Genomic DNA, 20,810 nt, shown 5'->3' on the forward strand with positions numbered 1-20,810 from the left:
GCCCGCTCCGTCGCCGGGCGGGTGATCCCGGTTCAGTGGATCCCGAACGAGCGCATCCGCGCGTACAGCGTGGTCCGGCTGATGCCGAGACTCTTGGCCGCATGGCTCTTGTTGCCGTCGGCGGCGTCGAGGGCGTCGACGATCGCGCGACGCTCGGCCTGCTCCAGGCCCAGGAGCCGGGAGGCGCGCGAGGGGGTGCGGTACCGGGCGGGCAACTCCGCGAGGGTCACGGTGCGGGTCCCCCGGGTCCGGGCGGTGCGTGCCGCGTCGCCGAGCACCATCATCAGTTCGCTCAGATTGCCCGGCCACTCCTGGGAGGCGAGAGCGTTCGCGGCATCCGCGGCGAGTTCCATCGGCGGTGTCCGCGCGTGCAGCGCCTCCTGGCAGAGCGCGGCGATCTCGGTGGTCCGGTGGCGCAGCGGGGGCAGCGTGATCTGTTCGCGGCAGCGGGCGATCAGTGCGGAGGCGCTGGGCGCCAGGGCGTCGGACGGCCCGGTCACCACCACCAGGGGCGGCTCGGCGGGCAGGCGGGAGGTGACGGCGGACTGCAGCAGTCGCATGCGCCGCTCGTCGAGCAGGTCGGCGCCGTCGATCACCACCCCGCGGCCTGCGGAGCGGGCCTCGCGCAGGGCCGCGGGGAGGTCGACGGGATCGTCGTTCAGCAGGGCCGTCGGGACGTCGATCACGATCGCGTCCTCGCGGGGGATCACGGTGAACGCCCGGGTGGTGCGTCCGGTTCCGGGTTCGCCGCTGACGGCGACGGTGCGGGCGGTCGCGACGGCCCGCGGTGCGGCCGGGACGGAGGGGGCGAGGGGCTCCAGATGCGGTCGTAGCCGGAACACCGCGGCGTGTCGGACCGACGGCACCTTGTCGGTGGCGATGTCGACCACCACGCCGGAGACCAGGGTGATGGACGGGGGCAGCCGCGGTTCGTCGAGCAGGAGTCGCAGGGTGCCGAAGTCGGCGGGGGAGAGCAGCTGGGCGGCCAGCGAGTTGGTGAGCTGGAGGTCGTCGCCGAGGGCGGCGACGGCCACGTCACGACGGTCGGCGGCGTACTCGAAGGCCGAGATCACCATGCGGTGGTCGGAGTGGCTGCGGGTGAGGAGCCGTTCGCCGATGTCGTGCGCGATCCCGCGGACCAGCGGCACGGAGAGGGGGTTCACCTGCTCGGCCATCTCGGTCATGCACAGGATTCCCGCCACCCGTCGGGTGCCCGGATGGATGATCGGCCGACCGAAACAGCTGAGCGCACGGAACTGCTCCAGATAGTGCTCGGAACTGTTGATCGTCAGGTCGCCGCGGACCTCGGCGGTGGTCCCGAGGGCGGTGGTCCCCATCGCGGACTCGGTGAAGTCGGCGCCGGCCACGGCCCCCGAATCGGTCAGACTGCGTTCCAGGGTGCCGTCCGCGCAGACGCGGGTCACCATCCGGCTGGCGTGATCGACCAGCAGCAGCGCGGTCTGGGTGCCGTGCAGCATCTCGGCGGCGCGGGCCAGGACGGGGCGGGCGGCATCCAGCAGCGGGTCGGCCCCGGAGACGTCGTGCAGGGTCGGATCGGGCCGGTCGTCCGGCTGCAGTCCGGTGTTCCGGACGCGCTTCCAGGAGGCGGCGATGACCGGTCGTTCCGGAAGCGGGAAAGCCATGTGACCACTGTGGCACGGATGACAGCAGGTATTCCACCGATCGTTCGACGGCGGCGGAGACCCCGGAGTTGGAACAAGCCCACCGGCCGAGTCGGGGGGAATGCGGCCGGTGGGCTTGCAAGACACTTCGTAGCGCGCGAGCGGGCAGCGCCGCGAAGTGCAGTCTGGGGGATCCATGCAGATCGGTTCGCTCGGAGCCAGGGGCTTTGGTCTCTGAGCTGACTCCACTATCGCACGCGGGCAAGGGGGTCGGGTGTTCAAGATCTGGACACCTGGACACGAAGCCTTGTCAGATCGCCTCGCCGAGCGTGTCTTCGAGGTGTCTCGGCCGGCACAGGATCCAGCCGCCCACCGCCATCGCCGCCGTCGCGGCCGCCAGCATGGCGAACGGGGCGTCCCACCCGCCGGTGGTCTCGTGGAGGATTCCGAACAGGAGCGGTCCGGCGCAGGCGATCAGATAGCCGACGCCCTGGCCGAAGCCGGAGAGCGACGCGGAGCCCGCACTGGTGCGGGTGCGCACGTTGATCAGCGTCAACGACATCGGGAAGACGCTGGCCCCGAGCCCGGTCAGCACGGCCCACAGCATCGTGTGGTCCAGGGGCGCCCAGCGCAGCCCGGCCAGTCCGGCGAACATGCAGGCCGCGAAGAACGCGATGAAGCCGAACGGGTCGGTGAAGCGGATGCACAGCCACGGGGCGACGAAGGTGGCGAGGAACCCGATGCCCGAGAACACGGCCACCGTCGTCCCGCCGAGCAGTTCGCTGCCGCCGGCCTCGGTGATCACCGTCGGCGTCCAGGCGAACAGCGCGTAGGTGGTCAGCGACGTCATCCCGAACTGCAGGACCAGGCCCCAGCCGAGCGGCGAACGCCACACCGGCAGGCGGGGCGGGGCGGTCTCGGTCGCCGCGTCGGCCCGACGACGTCGTGCGACGACGAGCCACGGGAGGAGCGCCGCGAGCGGGATCAGCGCCCACACCGCGAGCGCGGTCCGCCAGCCCACCGCATCCGCGGCGGGCACCGCCAGCGCGGCCGGGATCGTCGTCCCGAACTGGACGCCCAGGATGTACACCGTGCTGATCGACGCGATCCGGCCGGGGAAGTAGCGCTTCACCAGCGGTGGGATGAGGATGTTGCCCAGGCCCATGCCGATCAGTGCGAGCGCGGACCAGGCCAGGAGGGCTCCGGCGGAGTCGGAGAGTCCGCGCAGACCGGTGCCGGCCGCGGTCAGCGCCACCGCGACGAGCGTCGTCGTCTCCAGGCCGAAACGCCTTCCGAGTGCGGGGCCGGTCAGTCCCGCGACGCCGAAGAAGAACGTCGGCAGCATGGCGATCAGGCCGGTCAGGGTGTGGCCGAAGCTCAGATCGTCGCCGATCCGCCCGAGCAGCGGGGTCAGCGACGTGACCGCCGCGCGCAGCGACAGCGAGAAGATCAGTACGGCCGTCAGGACCAGCCACGGGGCGCTCGTGCGCAGGGTCGGACGCGGGGATCGGACGGTGGCGGGGGATTCGGGCACGGCCGTCATGGTGGCAGGAGTCGGGGCGGTCGAGCCAACCGTTTTCACGGGTTGTCAATGGTTTTGACCGCATAAGAATCGGCCGGTAGAGTTGATGGCTGGTGTCCGGCGTGTCTGGATGCTGCCTGCGGAACGTCCGGCGAGCCGGTGAACCGCAGGTGAATCGTGGGAGAGCCTACCTCGTGCGACACGCCCGACAGCGGGTGCACGATCTTCCACTGACCAGGGGTTTTCCTTGGTGGGGCGAGTTGCGGAAGTCTCCGGGGCTGCGGAAGCGGTACCGGAAGGCCTGCCCGGAGCACAAACCGCGACAGACGAATACGGTCGGCATGGAGCCGGCCGATGAGGAGAAAGAACTCAGTGCCAACTATCAATCAGCTGGTCCGCAAGGGCCGCAAGGACAAGGCTTCGATCAAGAAGACCGCAGCCCTCAAGGGAAGCCCGCAGCGTCGCGGCGTGTGCACCCGCGTGTACACCACCACGCCGAAGAAGCCGAACTCCGCTCTGCGTAAGGTCGCCCGTGTGCGCCTCACCAGCGGCGTCGAGGTCACCGCTTACATCCCGGGCGAGGGTCACAACCTCCAGGAGCACTCGATGGTGCTCGTCCGCGGCGGTCGTGTGAAGGACCTGCCCGGTGTTCGTTACCGCATCATCCGCGGCTCGCTCGACACCCAGGGTGTCAAGGACCGCAAGCAGGCTCGCAGCCGTTACGGCGCCAAGAAGGGGAACTGATAAGTCATGCCACGTAAAGGACCCGCTCCCAAGCGCCCCCTCGTCAACGACCCGGTCTACGGCTCGACCCTGGTGACCCAGCTGGTCAACAAGATCCTGCTGGACGGCAAGAAGTCGACCGCCGAGCGCATCGTGTACGAGGCCCTCGAGGCCACCCGCGAGAAGACCGGCACCGATCCGGTCATCACCCTCAAGCGCGCGCTGGACAACGTCAAGCCGACCCTCGAGGTCAAGAGCCGCCGCGTCGGTGGCGCCACCTACCAGGTGCCGATCGAGGTCAAGCCGGGCCGCGCCAACACGCTGGCCCTGCGCTGGCTGGTGACCTTCAGCCGGCAGCGTCGTGAGAAGACCATGGTCGAGCGTCTCGCCAACGAGCTGCTGGACGCCTCGAACGGCCTGGGCGCCTCCGTCAAGCGTCGCGAGGACACCCACAAGATGGCCGAGGCCAACCGCGCCTTCGCTCACTACCGCTGGTGATGCCCCCTGCGTGAGACCGGCTCTCCGGCCGGTCTCGCGCAGGCCCACCGGCTTCGCTGTCGCCCCGGCTTCGCCGAGACGACGACACAGCCTCCCGGTACCGCCGGGACGACAGACAGACTGAGAATTCTCCCGAAGGGAACCCCGTGGCACAGGAAGTGCTGAACGACCTCACCAAGGTCCGCAACATCGGCATCATGGCGCACATCGATGCCGGTAAGACCACCACCACCGAGCGCATCCTCTACTACACGGGTGTGAACTACAAGATCGGTGAGACCCACGACGGTGCCTCGACCACCGACTGGATGGAGCAGGAGAAGGAGCGTGGTATCACCATCACCTCCGCCGCCGTGACCTGCTTCTGGAACAAGAACCAGATCAACGTCATCGACACCCCCGGCCACGTCGACTTCACCGTCGAGGTCGAGCGCGCCCTCCGCGTGCTCGACGGCGCCGTCGCCGTCTTCGACGGCAAGGAGGGCGTCGAGCCCCAGTCCGAGCAGGTCTGGCGCCAGGCCACCAAGTACGACGTCCCCCGCATCTGCTTCGTCAACAAGATGGACAAGATGGGCGCGGACTTCTACTTCACCGTGCAGACGATCATCGATCGTCTGGGCGCGAAGCCGCTGGTCATGCAGCTCCCGATCGGTGCCGAGGATGCCTTCGACGGCGTCGTCGACCTGATCAACATGAACGCCATCACCTGGCGCGGCACCGTCGAGATCGGCGCCGAGCCGACCATCGAGGAGATCCCGGCCGACCTGCAGGAGCGGGCCGAGGAGTACCGCGAGAAGCTGCTGGAGACGGTCGCCGAGTCCGACGAGGCCCTCATGGAGAAGTACTTCTCCGGCGAGGAGCTCACGGTCGAGGAGATCAAGGGCGCCATCCGCAAGATGACGATCAACTCCGAGATCTACCCGGTGCTGTGCGGTTCGGCGTTCAAGAACAAGGGCGTTCAGCCCATGCTCGACGCCGTCATCGACTACCTCCCGAACCCGCTGGACATCGGCGAGATCGAGGGCCACGTCCCCGGTGACGAGGAGTCGGTCCTCACCCGCAAGCCGAGCAAGGACGAGCCGTTCTCGGCACTGGCGTTCAAGATCGCCGCGCACCCGTTCTTCGGCAAGCTCACCTTCGTCCGCGTCTACTCGGGCAAGGTCGATCCGGGCACCCAGGTCATGAATGCGACCAAGGGCAAGAAGGAGCGCATCGGCAAGCTCTTCCAGATGCATGCCAACAAGGAGATGCCCGTCGACGACGCGGTGGCCGGCCACATCTACGCGATGATCGGCCTCAAGGACACCACCACCGGCGACACCCTGTGCGATCCGAGCGCCCCGATCGTCCTGGAGTCCATGACCTTCCCGGACCCGGTCATCAACGTCTCGATCGAGCCGAAGACCAAGTCCGACCAGGAGAAGCTGGGCACCGCGATCCAGAAGCTCGCCGAAGAGGATCCGACCTTCTCGGTGCAGCTGGACGACGAGACCGGCCAGACCGTCATCGGCGGCATGGGCGAGCTCCACCTCGACATCCTGGTCGACCGCATGAAGCGCGAGTTCAAGGTCGAGGCCAACGTCGGCAAGCCGCAGGTGGCCTACCGCGAGACGATCCGCAAGACCGTCGAGAAGCACGATTACACCCACAAGAAGCAGACGGGTGGATCGGGCCAGTTCGCGAAGGTCCAGATCAAGCTCGAGCCGCTGGTCGACGCCGAGGACGGCGCCACCTACGAGTTCGACAACGCCGTGACCGGCGGCCGCGTCCCGCGCGAGTACATCCCCTCGGTGGATGCCGGTGCGCAGGACGCGATGCAGTACGGCGTCCTCGCCGGCTACCCGCTGGTCAACCTGAAGGTCACCCTGCTCGACGGTCAGTACCACGACGTCGACTCCTCGGAGATGGCCTTCAAGATCGCCGGTTCGCAGGCCCTCAAGGAGGCCGCGCGGATGGCACAGCCCGTCATCCTGGAGCCGATCATGGCCGTCGAGGTCACGACTCCGGAGGACTACATGGGTGATGTGATCGGCGACCTGAACTCCCGCCGTGGCCAGATCCAGGCCATGGAGGAGCGCAGCGGTGCACGAGTCGTCAAGGCTCAGGTGCCGCTGTCGGAGATGTTCGGCTACATCGGAGACCTGCGGTCGAAGACTCAGGGCCGGGCAAACTACTCCATGGTTTTCGATTCGTACGCCGAGGTTCCGGCGAACGTCTCGAAGGAGATCATCGCGAAGGCGACGGGCGAGTAATCTCGTCCCGACCCGCCGACGCGGACTGCGCTCCGGCGCAATAAACTGTAAATCCACCTCTGCCGGGAACGCCCCGGTAGACCCGAGTCCAGGAGGACACAAGTGGGCAAGGCGAAGTTCGAGCGGACCAAGCCGCACGTGAACATCGGCACCATCGGTCACGTCGACCACGGCAAGACCACCACCACGGCTGCCATCACCAAGGTGCTGGCCGACCAGTACCCCGACCTGAACGAGAGCTTCGCTTTCGATCAGATCGACAAGGCGCCGGAGGAGAAGGCTCGTGGTATCACGATCAACATCTCCCACGTCGAGTACCAGACCGAGAAGCGTCACTACGCTCACGTCGACGCCCCCGGTCACGCCGACTACATCAAGAACATGATCACCGGCGCCGCTCAGATGGACGGTGCGATCCTGGTCGTGGCCGCCACCGACGGCCCGATGCCGCAGACCCGTGAGCACGTGCTGCTCGCTCGTCAGGTCGGCGTGCCTTACATCCTGGTCGCCCTCAACAAGGCCGACATGGTCGACGACGAGGAGATCATGGAGCTCGTCGAGATGGAGGTCCGCGAACTGCTGGCCGCCCAGGAGTTCGACGAGGACGCTCCGGTCGTCCCGATCTCGGCGCTGAAGGCACTCGAGGGCGACGAGAAGTGGGTCAAGTCGATCCAGGACCTGATGGCCGCCGTCGACGAGTCGGTGCCGGACCCCGTCCGCGAGACCGACAAGCCGTTCCTGATGCCCGTCGAGGACGTCTTCACCATCACCGGCCGCGGCACCGTCGTGACCGGTCGTGTGGAGCGCGGCGAGATCAACGTGAACGCCGAGGTCGAGATCGTCGGCATCCGCGAGAAGAGCACCAAGACCACCGTCACCGGTATCGAGATGTTCCACAAGCTGCTCGACTCGGCCCAGGCCGGCGACAACGCCGGTCTGCTGCTGCGCGGCCTCAAGCGTGAGGACGTGGAGCGCGGTCAGGTCATCGTCGCGCCGGGCACCACCACCCCGCACACCGAGTTCGAGGGCCAGGCGTACATCCTGTCGAAGGACGAGGGCGGCCGCCACACCCCGTTCTTCAACAACTACCGTCCGCAGTTCTACTTCCGCACCACGGACGTGACCGGCGTCGTGACCCTCCCCGAGGGCACCGAGATGGTCATGCCGGGCGACAACACCGAGATGACCGTCAAGCTCATCCAGCCGGTCGCCATGGACGAGGGCCTGCGCTTCGCCATCCGCGAGGGTGGCCGCACCGTCGGTGCCGGCCGCGTCACCAAGATCATCAAGTGAGTCCGACTCTCTGATGGCTTGACTCGACGGCTCTCCGAGCGGCGTCATTCCGCTCCGAGTTCGTCGAAGGGCATCGCAGAACGCCCGTCCCGCTTCGTGCGGGGCGGGCGTTCCGTGCATCGTGGGGTCCGTACGGTGGAGGTCGTCGGAAGGGGAGGTCGTTCGTGAGTGCTGGGCGGGTGCGGGAGCGGTGCGGCTTCCCGGTGGCGGTCGCGGTGGTCGCCGCGTGCGCGTTCGTGGTGGTCCGGGGACTCGGCTACCGGATCGGCGAGGAACGGACGCTGGCGCTGCCACTGGAGATGGGGCATCCATCGTTGAGCGTGGAATCGGTGGTGATCATCCAGAGCGCTCTGGTGACCGGTGTCTGCGTGGTCGCCGCGCTGATCGTCCTCGCCGCCGACGCATCCGCGCGGCGAGCGGTCGTGCGGGCGGCGATCGCGGCGGGAGGCGTGACGCTCCTCGGTGCGATCGGACTCGTCGTCGTCTGGAACGCCGCGGACCCCTGGGAGTACCGCCCGGCGCCCGAGTGGGCCTCGCACATCTGGCGGAGCGTGTGGAGCTGGGCCGCCGTGCCGACCGCGATCACCGGAGGTCTGCTCCTCGCGGCCTGGATGCTCGGCCGCGGCCGGCACCGTCGGGTCCTCGTGCTCGCGCCGATCGGCGGCGCGCTGGCGGGACTGATCCCGCTCACCCTGGGCGTCGACGAGGAGGTGGCGATGGTGGGCCTCGGCGGATTCGTGTCGGCCCTGGTGATAGTCGACGTGGCGACGGTGATCGTCTTCGTGCTCACCGCGTCGGCGGCGGCCCGTCTCGACCGCAGGATCAGGCGCCCCGTCGGCGGGCCTATCGGGAGCGGTTGATGAACGCCGAGTCGACGATGTACGGGCCGCGCACCTTGGAACCCTCTTGCAGGTGGACGAAGTCCGGTCGCCACCAGAGCAGCGTGGTCTCGGGGATGCGCTCCCAGTGGTTCACGTCGAGGTTCTCGTAGCGGCGGGTGGCGCGCGAGAACTCGAGGCGGAAGGCGTTCATGTTCCGGTCCGAGAACGGTCCGCTGTAGACGCGGGTCTTCGGAGTGATCCAGTCGACGCGGTAGTCGGGGCCGATCCTCGTCATCATCGCGTCGATGGCGCGGGCCAGCCGAGCCCGGTCGCCGTTCGCCCGGGCGGCCTCGGTGGCGCCGAACTCGATGACGAAGCAGGTGGCACCGGCCTGTTTGGCCACGTCCACCGTGTGCAGCCCGCTGCCGTGCCGACGGTCGGTGCCGTGACCGGGGCGGTAGACGGTGCGGCCCGCGGAGGTGCTGAGGAAGTAGGGGATCCCGCGTCCCTTCAGCGAGCGCAGGATCTCGACGCGAGCACCCATGCCGTAGTCGGCGCTGCTCGCACCGATGATGGCGGGTTTGGTGCAGTGCGTCTCCGGCGCGGCGGCGGCTTTCGGGACGAGGGATGCGGGACCGAGGCCCGACGGGACCAGGACCGATATGACCGCCGCGATCACGGCGGTCGCCGTCTTCTTCATACGCAGACCTCACAGACTCCGGAAGCCAGCTTATACGGGCGTCGTCGTTCCGCCGTGTCGGCCGAACGGGCGAACATCGTGAAACGGGCCCACCCGGATCGGGTCGTATGACGTTCAATGGTCCGGTGTCGAGATGTCTGAGACTCGCGGTGTCGCTGATCCTGGTGTTCGTGTCGGCAGGCTGTTCGTCGGCGGTCGGCGACCAGGAACCGGAGAAGCCGGAGCCGGTGCTCGGGCGGGACGGTTTCCAGCTGAGCGCGACCGGTTTCGGCGCGGTGAAGCCCGCCGGAATCTCTCTCGCGTCGACGGCGGCGAGCACCGTCGGCGACCTGATGTGGGAGTCGTGGGGCGGGGAGGAGGCCGTCGGCAGGGGACTGACCCAGAACGACGGTGCGGGGAACCCGCGGAGCACGACCTGGGTGCTGGCCTCCGATCTCGGTTGGTGCGAAGGCCGGTGGGCCTACCGGGAACTGAACCGTTCCCTCACGAGGGAGACGCTGTCGGCGGGCGGCGGCACGGACATCTGTCAGGGGAACCGGGCGGAACCGTCGTCGTCGGACGAGCAGGTGACGCTGAACCCGGACAGTCTGCTGACCTTCGGGGGCGTCGGCGGGGTGTATCTCGGGGATCGATCGTCGAAGATCCCGGCGACCTACGTCGACAAGGAGGTGGCGGGCGTCGGCCTTCATCCGACCGGGACCGAGTTCTACTACTTCCGGCCGCAGACCTCGGGTCGTAGTGACGCCTACCTGCAGGCGGACCCGGACGGGACCATCGTGGCCATCCGGTGGTACGCGACGGACAAGGGAATCAGGCTCGGCTCGACGCGTGACCAGATGGCGTCCGCGTATGAGGGGCACCCGCATTTGTCCTGCTGGACTTCCGGAGGCGGCGAGGCCGACTTCTACCGCAACGAGGAGACCGGACGACTGATCGGTGCGGTGTTCGGCGTCGATGACGAGATCACGATCTTGCTGGCGTATCCCCGCGTCGAAGAAGGCGAGCACTGCCCGTTCGAGTGACGACGGTCGGCCGAGACCGAGTCTCGTGTCCGGGTGTGAGCGGATGCCGGCGAACACCGGCCGTCAGCGTGGAAAGGACGACGACATGCCCTCGGCTCTCTTCTGTCGGCCGGTGTTCGTCGGGCATCGGCGATACCGGCCTCGACCGCGGGACTCGTTCGGGAGCGACCGGCACGCCGGAACGCGGCGGGACGGGGTCGGTCGATGAATCGGCCGTCGCCGCCTGCCGGACGGCCGGGCCCGCCGCCGAGGCCGCCGTACGGTCCACACCCGGCGAGTCGGCCTCCCGCTCCGGGACGGAGCGGTCCGGCCGGTGCGCCGCCGGGATCCCCGCCGCGATCGCATCCGGCGCCTCCGCACCGAGCGCCCCCGCATCCTGGACCCCCGCATCCGGGACCACTGAATCGGGTACCGCAGTACGCGGTGCCGGAGGACCCGGCACCGCGGGACTTCCGCGCCGGGCAGTCCCCGTATCCGGTGCGGCCCCCGTATCCGGGGCCGCAGTCGAACCTCGGGCCCGGGGTTCCGGTGCCTGCCGCGTCGTGCCCCGCGCCGGGAGAACGCAAGAACGGCGTGGTCTTGGGCGTCCGGCGTCGTCGTCGGCGGGGACGAACTCGGGGACTGGCTGGGTGCCGCCGTCGTCGGATTCCTGAGCATCGTCGTGCCGACGGCGGTGTCCGGTGTGGCGTTCGCCTGGTTGGGCGTGCTGCTCGATCCCGCCTTCGGTGCGAACCCCTCGTCGTCGCGGCCGCCCGCGTCGTAGCCCGACGAACGGCGGCGGCTCGGTAGGGTCGGATGCATGGTCTATCAGCCGGGTGCCGCCAATCCCTTCGCGATCCAAGGCAAGTCGAGTGAGATGCCCACGTTCGTGGTCCGCTCGAGCAAGCCGCAACTGCCGCCGGTCGATCTGATCCTGGAGAGCGCGGTGGTGGTCGCGCTGCCGATGCGCACCCGGTTCCGCGGGATCACCGTGCGGGAGACCATGCTGTTCCGCGGGATCAAGGGGTGGGGAGAGTTCGGGCCGTTCGTCGAATACGACGACGCCGAGGCCGCGAACTGGCTCGCCGCGGGCATCGAACAGGCCTGGCAGGGACCGCCGCCCGCGGTCCGGGACACCGTGCCGGTCAACGCGACCGTCCCCGCGGTGCCCGCCGACGAGGTCGCCGAGATCCTCGCCCGGTACCCGGGGGCCACGACCGCGAAGGTCAAGGTGGCCGAGACCGGACAGACCCTCGACGACGACGTGCAGCGCGTGGCCGCCGTCCGCGAACTGATCCCGAACGTCCGGATCGACGCCAACGGCGCCTGGGACGTGCCGACGGCGATCGAGTCGATCGAGGCCATCGGCGACGTGGAGTACGTGGAGCAGCCGTGTGCGACGGTGAAGGAGCTCGCCGCCGTGCGCCGCGTGGTGGACGTGCCCGTCGCCGCCGACGAGTCGATCCGTCGGGCCGAGGACCCGCTGCTGGTGTCGAAGGCCGGTGCGGCGGACATCGCGGTGCTCAAGGTGGCGCCGCTCGGCGGAATGCGGAAGGTGCTGGCGCTCCGGAACGCGCTGAAGATGGACGTGGTGATCTCGTCGGCGCTCGATTCGGCGATCGGCATGTCGGCGTCGGTGGCCGCCGCGGCGGCGCTCCCGCAGCTCGACCTGGCCTGCGGGCTCGGCACCGGGGCGATGTTCGAGCGTGATGTCGCGCCGTCGTTCACGCCGTACCGGGGCGCGGTGCGTCCGAGGCTCCTGCAGCCCGACGACGACCTGCCGCTGGCCGCACCGGACCGTCGGGCGTGGTGGGAGGAGCGGCTCCGCCGCTGCCACGCGATCCTGGCGACGCGCTGACGTCGGCGACGCCCTCTGACGACACGCAGACGGCGGACTCGTGTGGACCCGGTCCACACGAGTCCGCCGTCTGCGTGTGACGAGGTGTGACAGGCTGACGAGGTGAGGCGGAACGGATGGATGGCGGCCGGGTGTGCTGCGGTGGCGCTGGTCGCGGGATGCTCGTCGTCGGACTCGGGGAGCGCAGGTGTCGCGACCGAGGTGGTCTACGTCGATGCGCAGGGGAATCCGGTGGCGCCGCCGTCGGAGTCGCCGCCGACGGCGGCCGGGACGACGGTGCAGACTCCCGCGCCGCAGCTGACGCCGATGCAGTACTTCCAGACCCCGGACGGGCAGACCCGTTGCGGGAGCGAGGCGGCGATCGCCGGTGACTACGGCGGGTACGACGGCAGACCCGACTTCGCCTGTCTCCGCACGCAGTCGGCCATCGCGCGGCCGAATCTGGCCGGCTGCAGCGGGGGAGCGAGCCGGATGGGCGGTGCGGCGGCGTTGGGTGCCGGGTGGGTCGCGCGGGGAGTCTGCACCGGCGGCTGGGTGTTCCGGCGCACCGCGGACTCCTTTCCCACCGCTCCGGTGGGAACGAAGGTCGGCTCGGGCCCGGCGGTCTGCACGATCACCGCGGCGGACACCGTGTCGTGCGACCTGGGCGGGAACGGGTTCACGCTGTCGAACGCCTCGGTGACGGCGCGGGGGAACGACGTCACCCGGGGCTGATTCGGCCGAGCACTAGAAACGGAAGAGCAGATCTGTTCCAATTGGAGTGAGCCGCTTCACAGTGCGGTCGTTCCAGAGGAGGATCAGTCATGGCCACTTCGCTTCTCGCCGAGCCCGCCGCGGGCAGCGGCCTGCTCCCGGTGCCGGTCAGCGATCGTAACGGAGTCCTCGAGGTGCTGGCCATGCGGCGCGACCCGTTCGCGTTCACCGAGGTGCGCCGTGCGTGTTACGGCGACGTCTTCGGGATCAACGCCTTCGGCGTGCGGATGGTCACCGCCTGCGGCGCGGAGGCGGCGCGCCAGATCCTGGTGAACAAGGACAAGGCCTTCGCCAACGCCCCGGCCTGGAGCCACTTCATCGGGCCGTTCTTTCCTCGCGGGATCATGCTGCTCGACTTCGACGAGCACCGGCACCACCGGCGCATCATGCAGCAGGCCTTCACCCCGGACGTGCTGCGCAGCTACTACGCCGAGATGCAGCCGGTGATCCTGGACCGGGTCGCGCGCTTCCCCGCCGGCCGGGTGCTGCTGATGGAACGCTTCAAGGAGCTCACGCTCGACATCGCACTGGAGATCTTCCTCGGCCTCGAGCTCTCCCCGGCGGAGGCCGATCGGTTGAACAAGGCGTTCATCGAGACCGTCCGCGCGGGCGTCGCACTGGTGCGCGCACCGGTGCCGGGCGGCCGCTGGTGGAAGGGGCTGCGTTCGCGGAAGGTGCTGGAGGAGTTCTTCTACGCGCACATCGCCGCCAAGCGGGCGACGCGGACGCCGGACCTGTTCTCGGTGCTGTGCCATGCGGAGAGCGACGACGGTCACCGATTCACCGACGAGGACGTGGTGAATCACATGATCTTCGTGTTGATGGCCGCACATGACACATCGACCATCACTCTGACTCAAATGGCCTATCGACTGGCGGAGCATCCGAAATGGCAGGCGCGGGCTCGTTCGCAGTCGATGGACTTCGGTCCGTTCATCGAATACGACGAACTCGGGGAATTGACGGTTCTGGATGCGGTGATGAAGGAGTCGCTGCGCCTGTGCCCACCGGTTCCGGCGCAACCGAGAGTGGCGGTGAAAGACACCCGGGTCCTTGGTCACTACATTCCGGAGGGTTCCATGGTGGTGATTCCGCAGATGTCGAACCATCGTGACGAGACGTACTTCACTGATCCGAATCACTTTGACCCACAACGATTTTCACCAGAAAGAGCGGAAGACCGAGGTCATCGGATGGCGTGGATGCCGTTCGGCGGAGGCGTACATAAATGTATCGGCCTGTACTTCGGTCAAATCGAGATCAAGGCCGTCATGCATAACCTCCTCCGCGATTTCGAATGGTTCGTTCCGGCGGGTTACCGTCTACCCATGGATTACAGTGCACTGCCCGTACCGAAAGACCGTCTTCCCGTGACACTGGTGCGTCGATGATGGCGGCGACCCGAAAAGCGCGAGTCACCAGTTCGCCCCAGGAACAAGAACAGGCCATTCTCGACGCCGCCGCGACCGAATTCACCCAGACGGGTGTGCGGCAGGCGAACATGGATGCGATAGCCAAGGCCGCGGGCGTCAGTCGTTCGACGCTGTACCGGCGTTTCCCGAGCAAGGAGAACCTGCTGATCGCGCTCGCCAACGTCACCTTCGAGCGCGGCATGCGCGAACTCGAGGAGGCCGTCGCCGGACGGAGCCCGTCGGAGGCCGTCGTGGAGGCGTTCGCACACGGCGCCACGATGATCGAGAACGACCCGCTGCTCAACAGGATGGTGCTGGCAGGATTCGGAGATCCGCGGTCTGACCGCGTCGATGAGCGCGTTGTTCATCGACATGGTGACCGACCGCGTCGCCACGTCGCTCCGCAAGGCCGGCGCGACGATGCCGGAGAAGGATCTGCGCAAGGCCGTGGAACTGCATGTGCGGCTGGTGATCTCGTATCTGGAGATCCCGGCGTCCGACGAGGCCGAGCGCACCTCCGAAGCGGTGCGGGCGATGGCCGCCGCCTTCCTGGCGCCGATGGTCCACTGATCGCGGAGGAGACGAACCGACCATGTTCACGACGATGCGGCGCACCCGCGCCGCCCGCAGGTTCGCGCAGGTGCACGAGCGACTGACGGGCGAGGTGATCGCGGTGACCGGCGGTGCGCGCGGCATCGGCCTGGAGACCGCGGCCCTCCTGACGGAGGCCGGAGCGCACGTGGTGATCGGCGACGTCGACGCCGCGGCGGTCGGCGAGTCCGCCGCGAGCCTCGGGATCGAGGGCATCGTGCTGGACGTGACCGACACGTCGTCGTTCGTCGCCTTCCTGGACGCGGTCGAGGAACGGGTCGGACCGATCGACGTGCTGGTGAACAACGCCGGGATCATGCCGGTCGGCGGTTTCCTCGACTACGGTGAAGCGCTGATCCGGCGCACCGTCGAGATCGATCTGGTCGGAGTGATGCTGGGCAGCCAGGCCGCGGCCCGGCGGATGGTCGAGCGCGGTCACGGGCAGATCGTCAACATCGCGTCGATCGCCGGACGGCTGCCCAACCCGGGGCTGACGGTCTACAACGGGGTGAAGGCCGGGGTGATCGAGTTCTCCGAGGCGCTCGACGCCGAACTGACCCCGCACGGCGTCCGGGTCTCGGCCGTGCTGCCGACCTTCACCCGGACCGGGCTGATCGCGGGGCTGGGGACCAATGCGCTGGTCACCACGGTCTCGCCGGAGGAGGTGGCGCGCGAGGTGGTCGGGATCATCGCCCGGCCGCGGGTGCGGGTGACGGCGCCGCGGTCGATGGGCTGGGTCGGTGTCAACACGGTCCTGCCGCACGGGCTGAAACGACGACTCCGCGCGCTCACCGAGACCGACACGCTCTTCCTGAATCCGGACCGGCGGGCCCGGGCCGACTACAGCGCGCGGATCGGACAGGACCCGCTTGGTTAGAGTCGACGCGTGGCGGACCGGTCGAAAGAGGCGAAGCGGCGCCTGCGCGAGGCGCAGGCGGCGCGGGCGGCCGCACGCGATGCGCTGGCGGAGGCCGAATACGAGGCCGGTGAACGACGCCGACTCTCACCCTGGTCGCGGACGGCCCTCGTCCTGGTCGCGCTGCTCGCGGTGATCGGCGCCGGATTCACGGTGTGGCGGGCGGCGGTCGCGGACGCGGAGTTCTCCGACCGCGAGATGGTCGCGGCGGCGCGCAGCGGTGCCGAACTGCTGCTCTCCGCCGATGCGCAGGACGAGCGCCGCGCCGGCCGGATCCTGTCCGGGGCGACCGGCGAGTTCTACGACACGTTCGTGCGGTCGGCGGAGGCGTACACGCGCTTCACCCGGCAGCAGGGAGGTCGGAGCACGGCGCAGATCGAGGCGGCGGTGCTCGCCGTGCGCGACGGCGCGGCCGGCGTGGTGCTGCTCACCGCGACACTGCGGGCGGAGGCCCCGGACGGGCCCGCACCGCGGCAACTGCGGCTGCGCGTGGTGGTGCAGCCCGAAGACGGCCGGCTGAAGCTGGCGGGGGTGACCTTTCTGCCATGACGTCCTGGTCCGTCGACACGATCACCCGGCGACTGGAAGCGCCGCTGCCGCCGGGCCGCGCGGCCCGGTGGTGGGTCGGTTCGACGCTCGCGGTGCTCCTGTCGCTCAGCCTGTTCGTCGCCTCCGTGTGGTGGCGGGCCCCGGTCGCGGAGCGGGTCGACGGTGTCGCCGAACTGCAGCGTCAGGCCGGGCGGGTGGTGGCCGCGGTGTTCTCGGCCGGCGCGGACACCTGGCGTCGTGATCGGGAGCGGGCCCGCGTGCTGGTCACCGAGACGTTCGAGGCCTCGGCCGGAGCCGCGCTCGCCGCGGATCCACCGCCCGGGGTGCGTTCGGTGGACTGGGCGCCGAGGCAGGTGGGCGTCGTCGACGTCCAGCACGACACCGGGACCGCAGTGCTCGTGGTGCAGGTGACGGTGACGCCGACGGCGGGGGAGCCGACGGCCCGGGACACGACGGTGTCGGCCGATTTCGCGCGCCACCGCGGCGTCTGGCTGCTCGACGCCCTGGACGAGCTGCGATGAGCGGGGACTCCTCGACGGACGGTGCCGCCGCACGCGACGGCGGAACATCGAACAGCGATACACGCAACGGCGGCACGCGACTCGCGCGGGCCCGGGCGGAGTACGACGACGCCGTCCGCGCCGAACGCGAAGCCTGGATCGCGGCGACCCCGGAGCTGCGGGCGCGTGACCGACGACGTCGGGCCGCACTGCGGTTGTTCGGGGCGGCGGCGCTGGTGCTCGTCGTCGTGCTGCTGGCCGCCGCCGCGTGGACGGCGTCCCTGCGGGCCGACGACCGGCGCCGACTGACCGACGACGAGGCGGCCCGCGCCGCCGCGGCCGCGGCGATCACCCGGATGCTGACCGCCGATCCGGTGCACGCCGACGCCTACGTGCGGGGCGTGCTGGAGGTGAGCACCGGCGCCCAGCGGGAGCGGACGACCCGGGCGCACACGGAGTTGCGCGCCGCGGTGGCCGGATTCGGCGCGCCGACGACCGGGCAGGTGCTCACCGCGGGGGTGCAGCCGTCCGACGGCGGAACGACGCCGGTGCTGGTGGTGGCGCAGGCGAGCGCACCCGAACTGGTCGGCGGCGTTCCCGGCGCCGCGCGCATCACGGTGCGGGTGCTGATGATCCGGTCCGGGGAACGCTGGCTGGTGCACGACACGGAGCGCATTCTCATGAGCGGCGCGGCGCCGTCGCGGCCGCGCCGGTCCTGGCGGGAGCTGCCCGAGGACCGGCGGTTCGTTCGACGATGGGTCGTGACGATCGTGCTGGCCGCGGTGGTCGCGCTCGGCGCCGGGATCGTGCTGATCCGCGCCGCCGCGGGCGTGGCGGATCACGGGAGCACCGGGGAGCGCGCCGCGGTCGCCCGGGCCGCGGCGACGGCGGTGACGGATCTGATGACCTACGCGCCCGACCGGGACGCGGACGATCGACGACGCGCGGTCGCGGCGGAGCTGACCGGTCCGCTCGCCGCCGACTACCTGGGGCGCGGCCCCGACACGGTGTTTCCCGGCGCGGTGGCGTCCCGGATCACCATGACCGCGGAGGTGCTCGACGCGGGCGTCGCCGAACTGAGCGACTCCCGGGCGCGGGTGCTGATCTTCGTCGATCAGACGGTGACGGTGGAGGGCGGCCTGCCCGAGCGGCTCGCCCACTCGCGCTGGGCCACGATGCTCCGGTTCGACGGAGCGTGGCGGCTGGCCCGACTGGAGCCGGTGGCCGCTCGGTAGGGGCTTTCGACGCGTCGGCTCCCTCATCGCCGACCCTCGTCGTCGTCGGCACGGCCGGGTTCCGCCGGATCGGAACGTCGCGCCGGTAAGATCTCAGCCCATGATCGTCGACCGCATCGCCAAGGCCCTGTCCGGACTCCTCCTCTTCATGGGGGTGGCGCACTTCGTGGCGCCGAAGCCGTTCGACGCGATCATCCCTAAGGAGATCCCCGGCGATCCGCGCACCCTGACCTACGCGTCGGGTGTGGCCGAACTGGGGATCGGCGCGGCACTGCTCCCGGCGAAGACGCGCCGACCCGCGGCCGCGCTGGCGACGGCGCTCTTCCTCGCGGTGTTCCCGGCGAACGTCAACACGGTGCGGATCTTCGTCGACAAGAGCCCGCTGCTCAAGGCCGTCGCGTGGGCGCGCCTGCCGCTGCAGATCCCGATGATCGTCGGCGCTCTGATCGTGTGGCGCAAGAGCCCGCGGCCGAGCGACGTCGTCGCACCGGTGGAGGCCGCCGACGTGGAGACCCTCGACGCGGCCTGACTGCCCTGGCGGGTCGCCCCACCGCGGATCGTTCCGCGGGCCGGTCCGCGTCAGATGTCGTCGTCTCAGATGTCGTCGTCGGCGACCGGGCCGCCCTCGCTCTCCCAGGTCTCGATCATCTTGACGCCGGTGCGGGTGAACTTGCGGCGGACGCCGACGCCCCCGGTCTCGTCCTCGGGGACGAACACCGCGCCGTAGTGCACCAGGCCGTCGGTGACGCCCTGGACCTGCTCCGGGGTGAGGCAGTCGCCGCCCTTCTCGTACTGACGCAGCACCTGCGGTTCGATGCCCGCGTAGTGCGCGATGGTCCGCGGCGACACCTTGATCAGGTGCCGGGCCGCGCGAGCCAGTGAACCGTCCATGTAGAACTCGATCTCGGCCATGCCCCGATCATGGCATTCTCCGGGTGCGGGTCGCGGTCGCTTCGCGCGGGTGACGTCCGGGGCCGGTCACCGGGGGCGCGGCGCCCTGCGCCGGCCGTCGAGCCACGCGGTGGCCGCGTGGCAGATCAGCGCGGCGAGCACGAGCCACAGCGGAAGCGCGACGAACGGGACCCAGGCGATCGAGACGCCGTCGTTCCCGGTGTCCGGGGCGATCCGGAACAGGTGCCGGGCGACGACCGAGAACGCGAGACCGAGGACGATCACGCCGAGCGTCGCGGCGTTCGCCGTCGCATACCGTCGACGGGCCGCCGACCGGCACCAGAAGATCAGGGCGGTGACGGCCACGAGCAGTCCGATCACCACCCAGTCCTCGGTGCCCACGTACTTCGCGTCGCGCGCCGCCTCGCCGCGCGAGGCTCGCGCCAGGAGCCGCAGCGACTCGGGGATGCCGAGCATCACCGGCAGCAGGAGCGCGCCGATCGCCCCGATGCGCCAGGGCCGGACCCCGGCGGGGGTCGCGCGGGCCAGCAGCGTCACGACGATGAGGGTCGCGGCCGCCTGCACCAGGAGCGCGGCGGTGAAGGCGACCGAGTCGAGGTCGGCGAGCCCGTCGTCGTACGCCCTCAACTCGTCGCCGCCCACCACCGCGAGCACGGTGAACGCCCACGCGGCGAGCAGGGCGGCGAGCAGCCCGGGGCCGAGGGCTGCGGGGCCGAGGGCTGCGGGGGAGTCGGGAGCGGGAGAGTCGGGGCGCGGCATGACGTCGATCGTCGCATCCGGTGACTGCGTGTCGCGTGCCCTTCTCCATGTCGCACGTCATGGACGGCACGCGACATGGAGAAGGGCACGCGACACGCCCGTCCACAGGCGTGCCCGTCCACAGGCGTCGTCGAGCGTCCCGGCGGCCGAGCCGAGGGCCGGGGATCCGCGCGGGCCGGTCTCAGTCCGCCCGCGGATCGAGGGCGGAGAGGCCGTCGATCACCATGCCCGCGCCGGCGTCGAGCAGGTCGACGAGGTTCGACGACGAGTCGGCGAGCCACTGCTCGTAGGCGGCCAGGGAGACGCCCAGCATCTGCCAGGCGACGGCCTGCGGGATGTGGTCGTCGGGCTTCATGCGGAGTCGGGTGGCGGTGTACTCGGCGATGATCTGCCGCCAGTCGGCGTACATGAGCATCGAGTGGGCCTGCAGGGCCGGAACCCCCAGCAGCAGCCTCATCCGGCGACGGTGGTGCTCGTGTTCGACGGCGGGGACGTCGTTGAAGGCGATCAGGGCGCGGCGGAGGGCCTCGCCGAGGGGGAGGTCGCCGGGGGTCTCGGCGAGCCGGAACCGCATCTCCATCAGGTGGTGATCGAAGTCGCCCCAGGGGATCGCGTTCTTGGACGGGAAGTACCGGAACAGGGTGCGGCGGGCGATGCCGCCGGCGGCCGCGACGTCGTCGACGCTGGTCGCATCGAAGCCCTTCTCGGTGAACAGGTCGATCGCGAGATTGCTGAGTTCGGCGCGTGAAGTGGCCTGCGGGCGGCCCGCCGGTCTCTTCATACCTGTCCTCTCGGCTAGGTCTTCGATGTTACTAGCGGGTTCGACTTGAATATGCACTCGGTGTCATTACAGTGTGTCCTGAACCACTTGGTAACTCAATAAGGAGGTAGGT

20 protein-coding genes and 1 pseudogene are annotated in these 20,810 nt (G+C 69.6%); 15 read left to right on the forward strand and 6 right to left on the reverse strand.

Annotated features, from left to right (window positions below):
* Positions 1 to 32 precede the first annotated feature (32 nt).
* Both QM809_RS07570 and QM809_RS07575 read right to left on the reverse strand, forming a co-directional pair.
* A complete protein-coding gene (locus QM809_RS07570; RefSeq protein ID WP_415045189.1) occupies positions 33 to 1,643 on the reverse strand; it encodes a sigma-54-dependent Fis family transcriptional regulator in 1,611 nt (536 codons plus the stop codon).
* A gap of 289 nt (positions 1,644 to 1,932) precedes the next feature.
* Positions 1,933 to 3,165, reverse strand: a complete 1,233-nt coding sequence (locus tag QM809_RS07575; RefSeq protein ID WP_415045190.1) for a CynX/NimT family MFS transporter — start codon at positions 3,163 to 3,165, stop codon at positions 1,933 to 1,935.
* Positions 3,166 to 3,516: 351 nt separating this feature from the next.
* Between QM809_RS07575 and rpsL the strand changes: the two genes are divergently transcribed.
* The 5 genes from rpsL to QM809_RS07600 all read left to right on the forward strand — a co-directional run bounded on the left by rpsL (position 3,517) and on the right by QM809_RS07600 (position 8,770).
* The gene (gene rpsL / locus QM809_RS07580; RefSeq protein ID WP_183370052.1) at positions 3,517 to 3,888 is read left to right on the forward strand and encodes a 30S ribosomal protein S12; all 372 of its coding nucleotides are present in this window, start codon (positions 3,517 to 3,519) and stop codon (positions 3,886 to 3,888) included.
* A 6-nt stretch (positions 3,889 to 3,894) separates the two neighbouring features.
* Entirely contained in the window at positions 3,895 to 4,365 is a 471-nt protein-coding gene (rpsG, locus tag QM809_RS07585; protein ID WP_105943289.1) for a 30S ribosomal protein S7, read from the forward strand.
* Positions 4,366 to 4,511: 146 nt separating this feature from the next.
* On the forward strand, positions 4,512 to 6,617 hold the full coding sequence (gene fusA, locus QM809_RS07590) for an elongation factor G (RefSeq protein WP_415045191.1): 2,106 nt from the start codon (positions 4,512 to 4,514) through the stop codon (positions 6,615 to 6,617).
* Between the two features lie 102 nt (positions 6,618 to 6,719).
* Positions 6,720 to 7,910 (forward strand): elongation factor Tu, encoded by a 1,191-nt coding sequence (tuf, locus tag QM809_RS07595; protein ID WP_415045192.1) that lies wholly within the window; start codon positions 6,720 to 6,722, stop codon positions 7,908 to 7,910.
* Between the two features lie 164 nt (positions 7,911 to 8,074).
* Positions 8,075 to 8,770, forward strand: a complete 696-nt coding sequence (locus QM809_RS07600; protein ID WP_415045193.1) for a hypothetical protein — start codon at positions 8,075 to 8,077, stop codon at positions 8,768 to 8,770.
* Here QM809_RS07600 and QM809_RS07605 read toward each other — a convergent pair.
* Complete coding sequence (locus QM809_RS07605; RefSeq protein WP_415045194.1) at positions 8,754 to 9,431, reverse strand: hypothetical protein; 678 nt, start codon at positions 9,429 to 9,431, stop codon at positions 8,754 to 8,756. The two genes, QM809_RS07600 and QM809_RS07605, sit on opposite strands and share 17 nt — an antisense overlap.
* 107 nt (positions 9,432 to 9,538) lie before the next feature.
* Here QM809_RS07605 and QM809_RS07610 point away from each other — a divergent pair, with 107 nt between their 5' ends.
* From QM809_RS07610 to QM809_RS07655, 10 genes and pseudogenes are all read left to right on the forward strand, one after another.
* A complete protein-coding gene (locus QM809_RS07610; RefSeq protein WP_415045195.1) occupies positions 9,539 to 10,453 on the forward strand; it encodes a hypothetical protein in 915 nt (304 codons plus the stop codon).
* A gap of 799 nt (positions 10,454 to 11,252) precedes the next feature.
* On the forward strand, positions 11,253 to 12,290 hold the full coding sequence (locus QM809_RS07615; protein ID WP_415045196.1) for an o-succinylbenzoate synthase: 1,038 nt from the start codon (positions 11,253 to 11,255) through the stop codon (positions 12,288 to 12,290).
* 102 nt (positions 12,291 to 12,392) lie between these two features.
* On the forward strand, positions 12,393 to 13,004 hold the full coding sequence (locus QM809_RS07620) for a hypothetical protein (RefSeq protein ID WP_415045197.1): 612 nt from the start codon (positions 12,393 to 12,395) through the stop codon (positions 13,002 to 13,004).
* Between the two features lie 89 nt (positions 13,005 to 13,093).
* Positions 13,094 to 14,434 carry a cytochrome P450 gene (locus QM809_RS07625; protein WP_415045198.1) on the forward strand — a complete coding sequence of 447 codons (1,341 nt, stop codon included), beginning with the start codon at positions 13,094 to 13,096 and terminating at the stop codon, positions 14,432 to 14,434.
* A pseudogene (locus QM809_RS07630) lies at positions 14,434 to 15,025 on the forward strand (TetR/AcrR family transcriptional regulator). Before QM809_RS07625 ends, QM809_RS07630 begins: the two are co-directional and overlap by 1 nt.
* A gap of 22 nt (positions 15,026 to 15,047) precedes the next feature.
* Positions 15,048 to 15,923 carry an SDR family oxidoreductase gene (locus QM809_RS07635; RefSeq protein WP_415045199.1) on the forward strand — a complete coding sequence of 292 codons (876 nt, stop codon included), beginning with the start codon at positions 15,048 to 15,050 and terminating at the stop codon, positions 15,921 to 15,923.
* 9 nt (positions 15,924 to 15,932) lie between these two features.
* Positions 15,933 to 16,511: a hypothetical protein gene (locus QM809_RS07640; RefSeq protein ID WP_415045200.1), complete on the forward strand. Its 579-nt coding sequence runs from the start codon at positions 15,933 to 15,935 to the stop codon at positions 16,509 to 16,511.
* Positions 16,508 to 17,032, forward strand: coding sequence for a hypothetical protein (locus QM809_RS07645; protein WP_415045201.1), 525 nt, complete (start codon positions 16,508 to 16,510; stop codon positions 17,030 to 17,032). Before QM809_RS07640 ends, QM809_RS07645 begins: the two co-directional genes overlap by 4 nt.
* Entirely contained in the window at positions 17,029 to 18,246 is a 1,218-nt protein-coding gene (locus QM809_RS07650; RefSeq protein ID WP_415045202.1) for a hypothetical protein, read from the forward strand. The genes QM809_RS07645 and QM809_RS07650 overlap by 4 nt, the downstream gene beginning before the upstream one ends.
* Positions 18,247 to 18,346: 100 nt before the next feature.
* Positions 18,347 to 18,775 (forward strand): hypothetical protein, encoded by a 429-nt coding sequence (locus tag QM809_RS07655; protein WP_415045203.1) that lies wholly within the window; start codon positions 18,347 to 18,349, stop codon positions 18,773 to 18,775.
* 65 nt (positions 18,776 to 18,840) lie between these two features.
* Here the strand turns inward: QM809_RS07655 and QM809_RS07660 are convergent, their stop codons facing one another.
* The 3 genes from QM809_RS07660 to mftR form a co-directional block, all read right to left on the reverse strand.
* Positions 18,841 to 19,158 (reverse strand): XRE family transcriptional regulator, encoded by a 318-nt coding sequence (locus tag QM809_RS07660; protein ID WP_415045204.1) that lies wholly within the window; start codon positions 19,156 to 19,158, stop codon positions 18,841 to 18,843.
* 66 nt (positions 19,159 to 19,224) lie between these two features.
* Positions 19,225 to 19,917 (reverse strand): hypothetical protein, encoded by a 693-nt coding sequence (locus tag QM809_RS07665; RefSeq protein WP_415045205.1) that lies wholly within the window; start codon positions 19,915 to 19,917, stop codon positions 19,225 to 19,227.
* Positions 19,918 to 20,098: 181 nt separating this feature from the next.
* Positions 20,099 to 20,698, reverse strand: a complete 600-nt coding sequence (mftR, locus tag QM809_RS07670; RefSeq protein ID WP_415045206.1) for a mycofactocin system transcriptional regulator — start codon at positions 20,696 to 20,698, stop codon at positions 20,099 to 20,101.
* Positions 20,699 to 20,810: the final 112 nt, after the last annotated feature.

Origin of the sequence: Gordonia sp. (in: high G+C Gram-positive bacteria), assembly GCF_047600385.1 — a bacterium.
GTDB lineage: Bacteria > Actinomycetota > Actinomycetes > Mycobacteriales > Mycobacteriaceae > Gordonia.